The organism is uncultured Azohydromonas sp., assembly GCF_937926365.1.
In the GTDB taxonomy this organism is placed as follows: Bacteria; Pseudomonadota; Gammaproteobacteria; order Burkholderiales; family Burkholderiaceae_C; genus Azohydromonas.
Genome location: NZ_CALAOH010000122.1, coordinates 21886 through 37197, shown reverse-complemented (window position 1 = coordinate 37197; position 15312 = coordinate 21886). Strand labels below are relative to the sequence as shown.

Genomic DNA, 15312 nt, shown 5'->3' with positions numbered 1-15312 from the left:
ATTTCTGGTAGCGGTCGGCCGCGATGATCACGGCCTTGTAGCCGGCGATGTTGGCTTGTGAGGAGAGCACGTCCATGCTCTGCGCGCGCGTGGTGCGCGGCGCGGCTTCCAGCGCGAAGGCGGTGATGCCGGCAGCGGCCAGGCGCTCCAGCCCTTCACGGTCGAAGGGGTTGAGCATCCCGACCAGCGTGGCGCCGGGCTTCATCAATGAAAGCTCTTCGGCGGAAGGCGAGCGCACCTTGAGCACCAGCTTGCAGCCCAACGCGTCCTTGGCATCCACGATTTCCGCGCCCGCCGCGGCGTAGGCGGCATCGGGTTCCGATGCCGATGCGCCCGCACCCGCCTGGACGAACAGCTGGTGTCCCTGCGCCTTCAGTTTCCTGGCCGTCTCCGGCGTGACCGCCACGCGGGTTTCGCCGTGTGCGGTTTCAACTGGCACTCCGATCTGCATCTGAACTTCCCCTGGCTCCTTGTATGACGAGGACGCGGCTGGACCCAGCTCCGTCCCACGCACCGCACGGCTGGTCACATGCCCGCGTAGCAGGGCCCGCCGCCGCCCTCGGGCGTGACCCAGGTGATGTTCTGCGTCGGGTCCTTGATGTCGCAGGTCTTGCAATGCAGGCAGTTCTGCGCGTTGATCTGCAGCCGCTCCTGCGCACCCTCCGTGGGCACGAACTCGTACACCCCGGCGGGGCAGTAGCGGGCCTCGGGGCCGGAAAACGTGGCCTGGTTGACACGCGTGGGCACCGTGGGATCCTTGAGCCGCAGGTGTGCCGGCTGGTTCTCCTCGTGATTGGTGTTGCTGATGAACACCGAGGAGAGCCGGTCGAAGCTGAGCACGCCGTCGGGCTTCGGATAGTCGATGCGCGCGAACTCCGCCGCCGGGCGCAGGTTGACGTGGTCAGGCCGCTTGCGCCGCACGGTCCAGGGCGGTCGCTTCATACCAAGTTTCGGCAGCAACCACTGCTCGATACCGGTCATGAGCGTGGCGGCGGCGCGGCCCTTCTTGAACCATTGCTTGAAGTTCCTGGCCCGCTGCAATTCCTCGTGCAACCAGCTCTTCTCGAACGCTTCCGGGTAGGCAGCGAGCTCGTCGCCGCTGCGCCCTGCAGCCAGCGCCTCGAAAAGGCTTTCAGCGCACAGCATCCCGCTCTTGATCGCGGCATGGCTGCCCTTGATGCGGCTGGCGTTGAGGTAGCCCGCGTCGCAACCCACCAGCGCGCCGCCCGGAAACACGGTCTTGGGCAGCGACAGCAAGCCGCCGGCAGTGATCGCGCGCGCACCGTAGGAAAGGCGCTTGCCGCCTTCCAAGTGCTTGCGGATGGCCGGGTGCGTCTTGAAGCGCTGGAACTCCTCGAAGGGCGACAGCCAGGGATTCTGGTAGTCCAGCCCGACCACGAAGCCGACGGCGATCCGGTTGTCCGCCGCGTGGTAAAGGAACGAGCCGCCGTAGGTATCGGCATCCAGCGGCCAGCCCGCGGTGTGGACCACCAGGCCCGGCTTGTGCTTTTCGGGCGGAACTTCCCACAGCTCCTTCAGGCCGATGCCATAGCTCTGAGGGTCCTTGCCCGCGTCCAGGCGGTAGCGCTCGATGAGCTCTTTTCCGAGATGTCCCCGGGCCCCTTCGGCAAACACGGTGTACTTGCCGAGCAGTTCCATGCCCAGCTGGAAACTCTCGGTGGGCTCGCCGTCCTTGCCCAGGCCCATGTTGCCCGTGGCCACGCCGCGCACACGGCCGTCCTCGGTGTAGAGCACTTCCGCCGCCGCGAAGCCGGGGAAGATTTCCACACCCATCTCCTCGGCCTGCTGCGCCATCCAGCGCACCACCTCCCCCAGGCTGACGATGTAGTTGCCGTGGTTCTTGAAGCAATCGGGCAACAGAGCGTGTGGCGTGGCCTTCGCACCGGTCTCGGACAGGAACAGGAACTCGTCCTCGGTGACGGGCTGCCTGAGCGGCGCACCCTTTTCCTTCCAGTCGGGGATGAGCTCGGTCAACGCGATGGGGTCCATGATCGCGCCGGAGACGATGTGCGCGCCGGGCTCGGAGCCCTTTTCCAACACCACCACGGAAATGTCCGTGCCCTTCTCTGCGGCGAGCTGCTTGAGCCGGATGGCGGTGGCCAGCCCGGCGGGACCGGCGCCGACGATCACCACGTCGAACTCCATGGCCTCTCGCGGGCCGTACTGCTCAAGGATTTGCTGCGAATTCATGGGGACACCAGCTGCTCACGAGGTTCCAGCGAACCTGTGGTTGCCGGACGGTTCTTGCGCCCGGCGATACGACGCCGCCCACTCGACGGGCAACGTCACGTCCGTGTCGAAGCCACGATGAAACAGGCAAACCCGCATGGGCTCACCGGCATCGGCTCCACTCGATGCAAAGCAGTGTCCCGTTCGAACGCTGGAAAGTCGAGTTGCTTTTTTTTGACCGACGGTAAGCCCTGCTAACCGTTGACCGTTGTGCTTCGAGTGCCGGGTTTTCCCTGCAAAGCGGTAAGCACACCTTACGCACAGGTGCAGCAAAGCCAACTGGACGCCACCGTCCACCGGACAGAGACTTCACAGCGCTCCCCATCCGTCATGGAGGAACCGCGCACTCGGCACGCCGTGCCGAGTGCCGGGAAAGCCGGGACGGGACTGGGATTGCGCCAATGAGCGAGCAACGGCATTGAGGACGGCTGCTCGCGTGTCATTGCCAATGCGTGGTCTCCCGGATCCACGGCTCGCGCAATGACAGCCCGCCACATCGCTTGCGGCCACCGGCACACCGTCAACGGGCCGCCAGATAGTTGAGGAGACATATGAAGAGACGCGCTTTTATTCAAGCTCCCGCCGCCCTCATCGCCGGCATGGCGTTGTCGTCGGTGGCCTTGGCCCAGGGAAGCAACTTTCCCAGCAAACCGATCCGGCTCGTCGTGCCGACTTCTCCCGGCTCGATGAGCGACTCGGTGGCACGCCTGTACGGCGAGCGGATCGCCAAGGTTCTCAAGCAGCCGGTAGTGGTCGAAAACATGCCCGGCGCTGGGACGCTGATGGCCATGCGGCATCTCGCCAGGGCGACAGCCGACGGCTACACGCTCAGCGTGTCCTCCAATTCCGTGGTGACCATGCCGTACGTGGACAAGAACGCCGGCTACCGTCCCAGCGACCTGACCGGTGTGTCCAACCTGGCGAGTGCGCCGATGGTGCTCGTGGTCAGCGGCGCGTCGCCGTTCAAGACGCTTGGCGATCTGGTCGCCGCGGCCAAGAAGGAACCGGATGCCATCACCTATGCGTCGGTGGGCATCGGGACCGTGACCCATGTGCCGGTGGAACTGTTCTCCAGGGCCGCCGGCATCAAGATGACGCTGGTTCCCTACAAGGGCACCCCGCTGGCCCTGCCCGACGTGGCGACGCAAAGAGTCACGTTGATCATGGGAACCACGTCCTCCGTGGGCGAGTTGATCAAGACGGGCAAGCTTCGCGCCCTGGCCGTCACGTCGGAAGCGCGCTCGCCCGCGCTCCCCAACGTGCCGACCTTTGCCGAGCTGGGCTACAAGGCCGCGAACTACGACCTGTTCCTGGGCCTCATGGCTCCGGCGAAGACGCCGCCCGCGGTGCTCAAGCTGCTGGCCGACGCCGCCGCCGAGGCCAAGAAGGATCCAGAGGTGCTGAAGCAACTTGAGCAGCTGGGACAGGAGCTCCCCGCCCAGGTGACGCCCGAGCAGTTCAACGACTTCCTGCGCCGCGAGGAAGAGACGATGAAGAAGCTGGTCAAGGAAGCGAACATCCAGGTCGGCATGCTCTGACGACAGCCACGGGACGCACGCGGCGGACGGCAGGGCGTTCATGCACGCGTGCCGCCGCCGCGCGGGCGTCTCCCCCTTCGCCAGCCACGCCGGCCAGCCGTCACTGGCCCGGTAGAGGCTGGAACCGGAATTCAAGCTCCGCCGCGCACCGCGGTGCGCGCGGGCCATACCAAGGAGGCTGTTCCCATGAAGCCAGACCTGTTTCGCGCGTTGCCGCTTCTCGCCCTGGCTGGCATTCCATGCGGTGCCGTTGCGCAAGATACCGATCGCCCGCCGCTGCGTCTCGTGGTGCCCTACTCCGCCGGCGGCACCACCGATTACGTGGCGAGGCTGCTGCAGAAGCCCCTGGGCGAGCTGCTCAACCAGACCGTGGTGATCGAGAACAAGCCGGGCGCCGCCGGCACCATCGGCACCCATCTCGTGGCGAAAGCGCCCCCTGACGGCAACACCATCGTGTTCGGCAACCAGGGACCCAATGCCATCGTCCCGGCGTCGCGCAAGACGCCTTACGACCCGCTCGATGATCTGCGGCCGCTCACCACCGTGGCCTTCATGCCGCTGATGCTGATGGTGTCGGCGGAAAAGGGCCCCGCGACGCTGGGCGAGTTCATGCAGCAGGCGCGCAAGGCCAGCGTCAAGTGGAACTATGGTTCATCGGGCATCGGCTCGCTGGCCCATCTCACCGGCTACAAGTTCTCGCACGCCGGCGGCCTGGACATGATGCACGTGCCCTACCAGGGTGGCTCGGCGGTACTGACGGCAGTGATGCAGGGCGACGTGCAGGGCAGCTTCGTCAGCGGCCTGGAAACCGCCTCGATGATGCAATCGGGCAAGCTGCGCTACCTGGGGGTGGCCTCGCCTCGCCGCATCGCCACGCTGCCCGACGTGCCGGCCATCGCCGAGGAGATCCCGGGCTTCGAGAGCGTCCTCTGGTTCGCCGTGTTCGCGCCCAAGGGCACCAGCGACGCCACCGCCCAGCGGCTGCGCACCGCGGTCGTCAAGGCGGTCGAGCGGCCGGAGTTCCAGAACTACCTCGCGCAGCGCCATGCCCAAGCCAGGACGAGCACGCCGCAGGAACTGACGCAGCTCATCAAGCAGGACATGGCGCGCTGGGGCGATACGGCGCGAGAGGCCGATTCCGCGAAGTAAGCAACGGCGCAGGGCCCGTGCCGCACACTCGATGCCGCGGCACGGGCCCTGCGCTTTCCGTTCTTGAAATTGAAGTACCCCGTTCGGACTGAACCCTTCGATAGGGTTCTCCTGAGCTTGTCGAAGGGCTCAGGGCGAACGGGGTTTGCTTCACTCTCGAAACAGAACCGGAATCAACGCTCCGAATCCGCGCGATCGGGAGCGGACAGCGTCAGGCCCAGCCGCGCACGGCGCACCAACCACGGCGAGGGGCGGTAACGCGGATCGTTGAAGGTGGCATGCAATCCTTGCAGCACCTGCAGCACGCGCTGGGCACCGAGCCGGTCACCCCACTCGAACGGTCCCGCCGGGTAGCCGAGTCCGAGCTTGACGGCCACGTCGATGTCCGCCGGCGAGGCGATACCCTGCTGGGCCATCTCGCACGCGAGGTTGACGATGCAGGCCACCACGCGCGGCGCAACGAAGCCGGGCGAGTCCGAGATGACGAAGGTGGGGATCGACTGCGTGGCGAACGCCGCACGCGCCGCATCCACGGCCGCCGCACCCGTGGCGGGACAGGCCATCAGCGTGACGCCGCCCGTGCCGGAAAACAGCGGATCGACGCCGACCACTTTGGTGGCATCCAGCCCCAGCGTCGCCGCGGTGGAGGAAAGATCCGCCTCCAGCGGCGACAGGAGGATGACGTCCACCTCGGCGGCGCTGGAACGACGCACCCCTGCCTGCGCCAGCAGGCCGGCCAGCGCCTCGGGCAGCGCCGCGGGCCCATCCGTGGGCCACCAGAAGCTGCGGTCCGTGGCAGCAGTCGATGGCGCCGGGGATGCCGGCGCGGCCTCGGCGCCGCGAGCTCCGGCTTCACGGTAGTCGTAGAAGCCCTGCCCGCTCTTGCGCCCCAGCAGCCCCGCCAGCATCCGCGTGCGCGCCAGAGGAGAGGGCCTGTAGCGGTCATCGCCGTAGTACTGGGCATGGATCGACTCCATCACCGGCACGGAAACGTCCAGGCCGGTCAGGTCCAGCAACTGCAGCGGCCCCATGCGGAAGCCCGCACAGCTGCGCAGGATCGCGTCCAGCACCGGCGCCTCGGCGGTGCGCTCGGCCAGCAGCTTGAGGCCCTCGGTCACGAAGGCCCGCCCGGCATGGTTGACCACGAAACCCGGCGAATCGGAGGCCAGGATCGCCCGGTGGCCCACGCGCCGCGACAGCGCCAGCATGGCCTCGGCCACGTCGGCGCGCGTGCGCGGCGCCTGGATGACCTCGACCAGCTTCATGCGCGGCACCGGGTTGAAGAAATGCCAGCCGACCACGCGCCCGGGATCGCCGCACGCCGCCGCGATGGCGGTGACGCTCAGCGAGGACGTGTTGGTGGCCAGGATGCACTCCGGGCCCACGATGCTCTCCAGCTCGCGCATGAGCCGCTGCTTGGCGTCGAGCTGCTCGATGATGGCCTCGACGACGAGGTCACATGTGCTCAGCGCATTCAGCTCCTGGACGGGGCGGATGCGCTGCATCGTTGCCTCTGCATCTTCCTGTGCGAGCTTGCCCCTGGCCACGGCCTGCATCAGGTCTTCCCGTATGAAGTTCAAGGCGCGCGTGCCCGCCTCCGGCGCGCTGTCGAACAGGAATGCCTCGCATCCCGCGGCGGCACAGACCTGGGCAATGCCGCGCCCCATGGCCCCCGCGCCGACGATGCCGACGCGCTGCAGTTTCGATTCCAAGCTGATCTCCGATGTTCGTTTTCGAGACGAAGCGGCCCCGCCGCGCATGCGGCAGGGCCGCGGGCTGCTCTGCTGTCAGCGGCCTTCGCGGGCCTTGGCGACCTGGGCACGGCGTGCCGGCGCGTAGGCCTCCTGGCCCAGCGCGCGATACAGCGCCAGCGTGACGTCGTGGTGCTCGGCCAGGCCGGTGCGCTCCAGCAGCGAGATGGGGCCTTCCGGGTAGCCCAGGCCCAGGCACAGCGTCTTGTCGAGGTCGTCGGCGCTGGCAAGCTTCTCGTCCAGGCGCCGCAGGGCGGCGTTCAGATAAGGACGGATGAGCCGGTCCACGATGCGGCCGGGGAAGTCGCCGCACACGGCGACCTTCAGCCCCGCCGCCTCGAAGGCGGCCTTGGCGGCGGCGATCGCCGAGTCGCTGGTGTTGGGCTGGCGCACCAGTTCCACCAGCGGGCTCGGGTCGGCCTTGCCGAGGCGAAAGCGCGCGAAGCCGACCACGTTGGAGCCTTCCTTGCCGCGCGCCTCGCCGGTGTGCACGCCCAGGCATTCATGGCCCAGCTCGACCGCGACGAAGGGACAGGCGCCCAGATCGCCGGCGGCGGCGAAGGCGGCCCCGGCCTCATCGCCGATGAACACGGCCGAGGCACCCTGGGCGCCGGCCTGCTCGATGAACGGATGCGGGGCGGGGAAGGAGCGGCTGTTGCCGCGCGCAACGATTCGATAGGTGCTCATTCTCGTCAGGCTCCAAACATCTTGCTGTCGGCGTAGCGGTGGAAACCGCGACCGCTCTTCTTGCCCAGCCAGCCGGCGGCGATCATGCGCTTGACCAGCGGCGGGCAGGCCGCGCGCGGCTCGTTGGTGATGCCGTGCATGGCCTCGCACAGCAGCTTCTGGGTGTCCATGCCGACCAGGTCGAGCAGCTCCATCGGGCCCATGGCGTAGCCCATGGCGGTCTTGATGGCCAGGTCGATGTCGGCCGGCTCGGCCACGCCCTGCTCCACCAGCCGGATGGCGTCGTTGTTGAACGGAATGAGAAAGTAGTTGAGCACGAAGCCCGGCGTGTCCTGCGTGCGCACCGGCTTCTGCCCCAGCGCCTCGCACAGCGCCCAGGCGCGTGCGAAGGTCTCTTCGCTGGTGTTGAGCCCGGGCGACATCTCCACCAGCTTCATCAGCTGTGCCGGCAGGCAGAAGTGCATGCCGACGAAACGGTCGGGGCGGCCCGAGCCGCCGGCGATCTCGGTGATGCTGATGGTGGAGGTGTTGCTGGCGAAGATCGCGTGCGGCGCGCAGATCTTGTCCAGCTTTCCGAAGAGGTCGTGCTTGACCGGCAGGCTCTCGAACACCGCCTCGATGACGAGGTCGCAATCCGCCAGGTCTTCGAGACTGGACGTGCCGTGCCACTGCCCCATGATCTCGGGCAGCTTCTCGGCACTCAGCTTGCCGCGCTCGACGCTCTTCTTCAGGAACGCCTCGGTCTGGTTGCGGGCGCGCTCGATCGAGCTGGCATTCAGGTCGAACACGCGCGTGCGGAAACCCGCCCGCGCGCAGACGATGGCGATGCCGGCCCCCATGGTGCCGGCACCGGCAATGCCGATGGTCTTGATGTCACTCATTGCTTCTCCTTGAAGAATCGTGTCAGCGCTGCAGGAAGCTGCGGCCGATGAGCTGGCGGTGGACCTGGTTGGTGCCTTCCCAGATCTGCGTGATCTTGGCGTCGCGCATCAGGCGCTCCACGCGGTAGTCCTTGCAATAGCCGTAGCCGCCCAGCAGCTGCACGGCATCGGTGGCGGCGCGCATGGCGAGGTCTGTGGCGCGCATCTTCAGCAGTGACGCCTCGATGCCGAAATCAGTCGCGCCCGCATCGACCCAGCCACCCACCTGCCATAGCCAGTTTTCCACCAGCGCCAGCTCCGCGGCCAGGTCGGCCACCATGAACTGGATGCCCTGGAACTCCAGGATCTTGCGGCCGGACTGCTTGCGCTCGTTGATGTAGGCCACCGCGTCCTCGAAGGCCCCGCGCGCGATGCCCAGCGCGTGCGCCGCGACGCTGGGGCGCGACTTGTTCAGCGACGCGAACAGGATCCTGAGACCGTCTCCGGGCTCGCCGATCAGGTTGGCGCGCGGCACGCGGCAGTTGTCGAACGCGAGCGTGGCGGTGCTGGACGCGCGCGTGCCCATCTTGTCCTCCAGCCGCACCACCGACAGTCCCGGCGTGCCCTTTTCCAGCACCAGCACCGAGATGCTTTGCTTGGCGTCGGCGATGCCTTCCCACTTGCCGAACAGCAGGTACAGGTCGGCCACGTCGCCGTTGGTGATGAAGGTCTTGCCGCCGTTGATGACGATCTGGTCGCCCTCCTCGCGGAAGGTGGCGCGCATGCCCGTGGCGTCGGAGCCCGCGCCGGGCTCGGTGATCGCCAGCGCGCCCAGGCCGCCTTCGGCGATGCGCGGCAGCAGCCGGCGCTTCTGCTCCTCGGTGCCCCAATCGATCAGCGGCTTCATGCCGTGGTAGTTGGTGGCCCAGATGATCCCGGTGGCGGCGCACGCCTGGCTGATCTCGCGCACGCAGGCCAGGTAAGCCGTGTACGACATCGGCGCGCCGCCGTAGGCTTCGGGCACGAACATGGCGTTGAGCCCAAGCTCGTTGATGGCCCTGACGTTCTCCCAGGGGAACTCGGCGTTGCGGTCGAAGTGCTCGGCGCGCGGCGCGATCTGCTGGCGGCACAGCGCGCGCACGCTGTCGAGCAGCATGCGCTCTTCGTCGTTGAGGGAAATGCGCGTGTCCAGGCGCTGAAGAATGTTCATGTCGGCTGCGTCCTTGGGCGGCACGGCCTTGCGCCGCGGCGGAATCGGTCCGGCTCGAAAGTGATCCGGGCCGGGACTGTGGATGCCCAAAGTGTCGGCGCGGCGCAGCGTCTCGTCCATTCACAATAATTGGCCGCAAGGTAAGCTGAGCTTACCGGCCTCATACCCGGGCGGCTTGCCCGCCCGATGCGAGGTTCAGGTCATGGCACGTCGGCCATGAGCTCGACGGGCACCTGGCGTTTCAGCGCTGCGCCGGGCGTTCACGGCGCCTGCAGCCATTGCAGGATGGCGCCATACAGCGTGGCGGCCTCGACCGGCTTGGCGATGAAGTCGTTCATGCCGGCTTCGATGCAGACGTCCCGGTCCTCGCTGAAGGCATTGGCGGTCAGGGCCAGGATGGGGATGGCCTCCCAGCCCGGCAGGGTGCGTATCACGCGCGTGGCCGCCATGCCGTCCATGACGGGCATCTGCATGTCCATCAGGACCAGGGCATAGCGCTTCGCCCTGGCCTTCTCGACGGCCTCTTGTCCGTTGACGGCCGTATCCACCGCCAGCCCGACGGCGCGCAGCAAGGCCACGGCCACCTCGCGGTTGACGAGGTTGTCCTCCACCAGCAGCACGCACTCGCCCGCATGCCGGGCCTGCAGGATCGCCGCGGCGCCCGGTGCTGCCGGCGAGGGCACCACCGGCATCGGGCCTTGCCCGTGGCCCAGGCGGGCCGTGAACCAGAACGTCGAGCCCGCCCCTGGCACGCTGTCGGCGCCGGCTTCGCCGCCCATCATCCAGGCCAGGTGCTGCGTGATGGCCAGCCCCAGTCCCGTGCCGCCGTATTCGCGCGTCGTCGAGGCATCGGCCTGGCTGAACTGCCTGAAGAGGCTGGGCAGCTTGTCCGCCGGTATGCCGATGCCGCTGTCCTGCACTTCGAAACGCACGAGCAACTGGCCCGCGGTCTCATCGAGCAGCCGGGCGCGGATGGCGACGAAGCCTTGCCGCGTGAACTTGACGGCGTTGCTCGCATAGTTGAGCAGTGCCTGGCGCAGCCGGGTCGGGTCGCCGCGCAGCCACTCGGGCACCGCCTCGGCCTCCACGGTCACGGCCAGGCCCTTGCCGCGCGCCTGCTCGCCGATGATCGACCGGACCTCGTCCAGGATCGTCGAAAGATGGAAGTCGGTCTGTTCCAGCTGCAGCTGGCCGGCCTCGATCTTGGAGATGTCCAGGATGTCGTTGATGGTGGACAGCAGGTGCCGGCCGGCCAGGTCGATCTGGTCCAGCCGCTGCACCTGCGTGGGCGTGGGCCGGTCGCGGCGCAGCAGCTCGGTCAGCCCGATGATGGCATTGAGCGGCGTGCGGATCTCGTGGCTCATGTTGGCCAGGAACTGCGACTTCACGACACTGGCACTCTCCGCGGCGCGGCGAGCCTCTTCGAGTTGCAGCAGCGCCGCACGGCGACGGCGCAGCAGGCGGTGGATCCACAGGGTCAGCGCTGCGATCAGCACGTCCGTCACCAGGACGCCCGTGGCGACGAAGACCGCCATCGCGCGCCAGTTGCGCAGCACGAAGCGCTCGCTCGTGGCGATGCCCACCGCCAGCGGGAAACCGACGACGGTGTAGGCGGTTTCCATGCGGGGTTCGCCATCGGACGGGTTCGTGATGCGCGGTTCCGACGTCCGCACGGCAACGCCCCGCTGGCCCTGCGCCAGTGCTTGCGCAAGCGCGCGAAACGCCGGCGCGTCCCGATAGGAGCGGCCCAGCACCTCGGTCCGCATGGGGTAGCGCATCAGCAGTGGCCCGTCGCGGCGTACCAGCAGGATCACGGTGTCACGGTCGCCGAGGCTGATCGAGCGGTAGAACTCCTCGAAGTAGCTCAGCTCGATCGTGCCGACCACCAGGCCGATCATCCGGCCGGAGGGCGAGCGCACCTTGCGGGACAGGGTGAAGGCCCAGTGGCCGGTGGTCCGGTTCCGCGCCGGCGCGGACACGTACAGCTCCAGCGCCGGATCGGCCAGGTGCGCCCGGAAGTACTCCCGATCGGCCAGGTTCACGTCCGCTGGCGGGTGGGCTCGGCTGCTGCTCAAGGCGCGTCCGTCCATGTCCAGGATCGCGATGCCGTTGACCACGGGCACCTCCGTCACGCGCTCGCGCAGGAGCCTGTGCATGGCCGCCGCGTCCAGGGTCTGCGACAGCGCCTGCCCGCCGCCCGGATGCGAGGCCTCCAGGCGGTCCACGATGCGGCCGAGCACGAAGTCCACCGTGCGGAAGGTCTGCGACGCATGCTCGGCCGCAGTGGTGGAGAAGTTCTCCATGTACCGCCGCCAGGTCTCCAGCGTTTCCTGCCGTCCATGCGACAGCATCAGCGTGGCCGCCGCCGTGAGCAGCAGGATGACGATGGCGCCGCCCAGCAGCACCCAGCCGTCACGCGGGGGAGGAGGGGGTGGCGCTGCGGCACCGTGGTCTTGATGGGCGGTGCGCATCGCAGGTACGGCGAGAGGTCGTCAGGCGGCAGCCGGCGGCTGCCTGCAGGCATGATACGTTCGACCCAAACGCGCGACCCGGTGGCTCGTATCGGCACCAGCCTCGGGAACCGTCATGCCCACCGGGCAGGCTGCGGGAATTCCGCTCACAGGAATCCCGATGCGCCGCGATCGGCAGGCCGCCGCCCCGTCCGGCTTCAGCGCTGAAGCCGCCCGCCGGGCCAGGCACCGCCGCCGGATCGAAGGCGACTGCAGCAATTCTTTCCAGGAGACACCACATGAAACCCGCCCGCACTCTTTGTGCGCTTCTGCTTTCCGTGGGAGCTGTCGGCTCCGCGCTGGCCCAGGCCTATCCCGCCAAGCCGGTGAAGATCATCAGCGGCTATGTCGCGGGCGGCATCGGCTCGACCATCGCGCAGCTCTTTGCCAACGAGCTGGGCAGGCAGCTCAAGCAGACGGTGTACGTCGAGGACAAGCCGGGGGCGAGCAACACGATCAGCGCCCGTGCCGCCATGGCCGCGCGGCCCGACGGCTACACGCTGCACATCGGCGGCATCAACTCGCATCCGCTGCTCTACAAGCGCGGGGTGGACCTGTCCAAGGAGATGGTGCCGGTGGCCACCGTGGCGGCGATGCCGCTGGTCTTCGTGACCACCGCCACCCAGCCCATGAAGAGCGTGGCCGAACTCGTGGCCTATGCCAAGGCCCAGCCCGGCAAGCTGGACTTCGCCAGCTCCGGCGGGGGGGCGCAGCACAACCTTCTGATGGCGCTGTTCGCCAGCCGGGTCGGCATCGGCTACACGCACATCCCGTTCAAGGGTACGGGGGAGATCCAGACGGCCATCGCGCGCGGCGATGTCCACATCACCCTGCTCACGCCCCCCTCGGCCATGCCGCTGCTCGACAGCGGCAAGGCGCACGCGATCCTGATCGGTGCGCCAGAGCGCTCAGCGCTGCTGCCGAACGTGCCGACGCCGGCGGAAGCCGGCCTCAAGCCCTTCACCGCCGACACGATGCTCGTGCTGTGGGCGCCGCGGGGAACGCCGCGCGACGTGCTCCAGAAGCTCAACGCCGCGGCGCTCGCGGCCAACAAGGACCCGGCCTATGCCGAGTCGCTCAAGGAGAAGACCGGCTCGCCGCCGGTCAGCCTCACGCCGGAACAGACCGGCCAGCTGTTCGCCAGCAAGGTGGAAGAACTGGCCGAGGCGATCCAGATCGCCAAGTTCAAGCCCGAGTAGGCGACGGGCCCGGATCAGTGTCCGCCTGCCGCGGCTGGTAGTGCCGGGGCCACAGCCGCATCACGAGCTCGCTGTGGCGGCCATAGGCGTAGCAGCTGTCGATCTTGGCCACGGCGCTCCTGTCGTCGGCGGCCAGCGGCCGGTTCCGGTCCATCCCGGTGATGCCCTGGAAGGCCGTCGTGGCCATCGGAATGAGCAGCTCCATCAGGTGCGTGCAGCTGCGCGCGCCGCGCAGCCGCTCCTTGACCTTGGAGGACCAGCCCGAGGCGATGCGTTCGCCGACCATGGCCTGCAGGGTGGTTTCCGCCTCCTTGCAGACGCGGTGCGGCGTCACGTCGGAGGCGGCCTCGATGGCCCGCACGGTGAAGTTCTGGTCCACCGTCATGCGCACCCACAGGTCGTGGAGCGCGTCGCCGGCAGGCACGGGCACGGGGTTGCCGCGCCGCAGGAACTCGAACGGCTTGCGGTCAACCAGATGCGCCTCCACGTCGAACAGGCCGTCCTCCCGCGCGTAGGCCTTCATGTCGATGATGCGGTGATGGGCTTCACGGCGCGGCGCCGGCGTGGACAAGGGCATGGGTCCTGTTCTCCTTCGATGTGAACGCAATCGCTTGGACGCTGCTCAGTGGGCAACACCCTGCCCGCCATCGGCGTAGATGGTCTCGCCGCTGAGGAAGCTGCCCGCCGGCCCGAACAGCGTCGCCACCAGCGCGCCCACCTCGGCCGCCGTGCCCGGCTCGCCGCGCGGAATGCGCTTCTCCAGGTAGGCGCGCAGCGGCCCCTCGGCCATCGAGTCGGCGTTGAGATCGGTCTGGATGTAGCCGGGCGCCACGTTGATGACGCGGATGCCCCGGTTGCCCCACTCCACGGCCAGCACCCGCGTGATCGCGCCCACCGCCGCCTTGCTGGCGCAGTAGGCCAGGTTGCGCTTGACGCCGAGCCTCTCGAAGAAGGAGCCGATGTTGACGATCACGCCGCCGCCGGCATCCACCAGGTGCGGATACACCGCCTGGCAGGCGGCCACCACGGAAGTGGCGTTGCCATCCATCACCCGGTGCCACTGCTCCAGGGGCATGTCGGCCGAGCGCGCATCGATGTGCAGCCCGGCGTTGTTGACGATGCCGACGATGCGCCAGCCCTCGGCCTTGAGGCGGTCGAACACGGCCGCCAGCGACCCGGGCTGCGTCACGTCGGCCGCCCAGGTCGTCCAGCGCTGCGCGACCTCGGCCGAGACGCCGGGACACGCGGGCGCGGCGCCCGACCTCGACACGCAAGCCACGAAGCGGCCCTGCTCGGCCAGCGCCAGCGCGATGGCGGCGCCGATGCCCTTGCTGGCACCCGTCACGACGATGCAGTCGCGCGCGCCGGTCTCCCGGCTGTTGAACGTGGTGTCACTCATCACGGAACTCCGCCTTGCGCTTGTCAACGAATGCCTGCATGCCCTCCTCCGCATCGTGCGTGCGGTAGGCCAGCGTGGACAGGTCCGCTTCGATCCTGAGCCCTTCGTGCAGCGGCACGTCCAGCGCGCGCTGCACGGCTTCGCGCGCGAACTGCAGCGCGCGCAGCCCATGGCCGCTGAACTCCCGCGCATAGGCCTTGGCCGCGGCCAGGCCCGGCGGCTGCACGATGCGGTTGACCAGGCCCATGGCCAGCGCTTCTTCCGCGTTGACGGCACGGCCGGTCATCACCATCTCCAGCGCCCGGCCGCTACCCACCAGCCGCGGCAGCCGCTGCGTGCCGCCGTAGCCCGGAATGAGGCCCAGCTTCACCTCGGGCAGGCCGAACCTGGCGTTGGGCGTGGCCAGCCGCAGCGTGCACGCCAGCGCCAGCTCGCAGCCGCCACCGAAGGCATAGCCGTTGACCAGCGCCACCGAGGGGATCGGCAGCCGGTCGAGCAGCGCGAACACGGCCTGGCCGAGCTCGGCGCCCTCGCGCTGCGCGGCCAGCCCGCGCCGCTGCAGCTCCTTGATGTCGGCACCGGCGCAGAAGGCCTTCTCGCCTTCGCCGGTGACGATGAGCGCGCGCGCCCTGGAGCGCCCGGCTTCCTTGATGCATTCGCCGATGCGCTCGATCAGCTCGAAGCTCAGCGCGTTGAGCGCGCCGGGCCGGCGGATGGTGAGGACGGCGAATTCCTCGTCGTGAGTCAGCTCGATCATCG

At 68.3% G+C, this 15312-nt stretch carries 12 protein-coding genes and 1 pseudogene; 3 read left to right on the top strand and 10 right to left on the bottom strand.

Annotated features, from left to right (window positions below; translation table 11 throughout):
* Positions 1-451, bottom strand: a pseudogene (locus Q0741_RS12670) (NAD(P)(+) transhydrogenase (Re/Si-specific) subunit alpha); the annotation flags it as partial.
* Positions 452-525: 74 nt separating this feature from the next.
* Entirely contained in the window at positions 526-2211 is a 1686-nt protein-coding gene (locus Q0741_RS12665) for an electron transfer flavoprotein-ubiquinone oxidoreductase (protein ID WP_298233566.1), read from the bottom strand.
* A gap of 590 nt (positions 2212-2801) precedes the next feature.
* On the opposite strand from Q0741_RS12665, the gene Q0741_RS12660 reads away from it, so the two are divergent.
* Complete coding sequence (locus tag Q0741_RS12660; protein ID WP_298233565.1) at positions 2802-3788, top strand: tripartite tricarboxylate transporter substrate binding protein; 987 nt, start codon at positions 2802-2804, stop codon at positions 3786-3788.
* A gap of 288 nt (positions 3789-4076) precedes the next feature.
* Entirely contained in the window at positions 4077-4937 is an 861-nt protein-coding gene (locus tag Q0741_RS12655) for a tripartite tricarboxylate transporter substrate binding protein (protein ID WP_298233564.1), read from the top strand.
* Positions 4938-5110: 173 nt separating this feature from the next.
* On the opposite strand, the gene Q0741_RS12650 is transcribed toward Q0741_RS12655, so the two are convergent.
* The 5 genes from Q0741_RS12650 to Q0741_RS12630 all read right to left on the bottom strand — a co-directional run bounded on the left by Q0741_RS12650 (position 5111) and on the right by Q0741_RS12630 (position 11916).
* Complete coding sequence (locus Q0741_RS12650) at positions 5111-6637, bottom strand: 3-hydroxyacyl-CoA dehydrogenase (RefSeq protein ID WP_298233568.1); 1527 nt, start codon at positions 6635-6637, stop codon at positions 5111-5113.
* An 87-nt stretch (positions 6638-6724) separates the two neighbouring features.
* Positions 6725-7375, bottom strand: a complete 651-nt coding sequence (locus tag Q0741_RS12645) for a 3-hydroxyacyl-CoA dehydrogenase family protein (RefSeq protein WP_298233563.1) — start codon at positions 7373-7375, stop codon at positions 6725-6727.
* Between the two features lie 5 nt (positions 7376-7380).
* Positions 7381-8256, bottom strand: coding sequence for a 3-hydroxyacyl-CoA dehydrogenase family protein (locus tag Q0741_RS12640; RefSeq protein WP_298233562.1), 876 nt, complete (start codon positions 8254-8256; stop codon positions 7381-7383).
* Between the two features lie 22 nt (positions 8257-8278).
* A complete protein-coding gene (locus Q0741_RS12635; protein WP_298233561.1) occupies positions 8279-9445 on the bottom strand; it encodes an acyl-CoA dehydrogenase family protein in 1167 nt (388 codons plus the stop codon).
* Positions 9446-9705: 260 nt separating this feature from the next.
* Positions 9706-11916, bottom strand: a complete 2211-nt coding sequence (locus Q0741_RS12630; RefSeq protein WP_298233560.1) for a hybrid sensor histidine kinase/response regulator — start codon at positions 11914-11916, stop codon at positions 9706-9708.
* Between the two features lie 278 nt (positions 11917-12194).
* Here Q0741_RS12630 and Q0741_RS12625 point away from each other — a divergent pair, with 278 nt between their 5' ends.
* On the top strand, positions 12195-13154 hold the full coding sequence (locus Q0741_RS12625; protein ID WP_298233559.1) for a tripartite tricarboxylate transporter substrate binding protein: 960 nt from the start codon (positions 12195-12197) through the stop codon (positions 13152-13154).
* Here the strand turns inward: Q0741_RS12625 and Q0741_RS12620 are convergent.
* The 3 genes from Q0741_RS12620 to Q0741_RS12610 are packed head-to-tail and all read right to left on the bottom strand — an operon-like array spanning position 13141 to position 15310.
* Entirely contained in the window at positions 13141-13731 is a 591-nt protein-coding gene (locus Q0741_RS12620) for a DUF2889 domain-containing protein (RefSeq protein WP_298233558.1), read from the bottom strand. The two genes, Q0741_RS12625 and Q0741_RS12620, sit on opposite strands and share 14 nt — an antisense overlap.
* Positions 13732-13776: 45 nt before the next feature.
* A complete protein-coding gene (locus Q0741_RS12615) occupies positions 13777-14553 on the bottom strand; it encodes an SDR family NAD(P)-dependent oxidoreductase (RefSeq protein WP_298233557.1) in 777 nt (258 codons plus the stop codon).
* Complete coding sequence (locus Q0741_RS12610) at positions 14546-15310, bottom strand: enoyl-CoA hydratase-related protein (protein WP_298233556.1); 765 nt, start codon at positions 15308-15310, stop codon at positions 14546-14548. The genes Q0741_RS12615 and Q0741_RS12610 overlap by 8 nt, the downstream gene beginning before the upstream one ends.
* Positions 15311-15312: the final 2 nt, after the last annotated feature.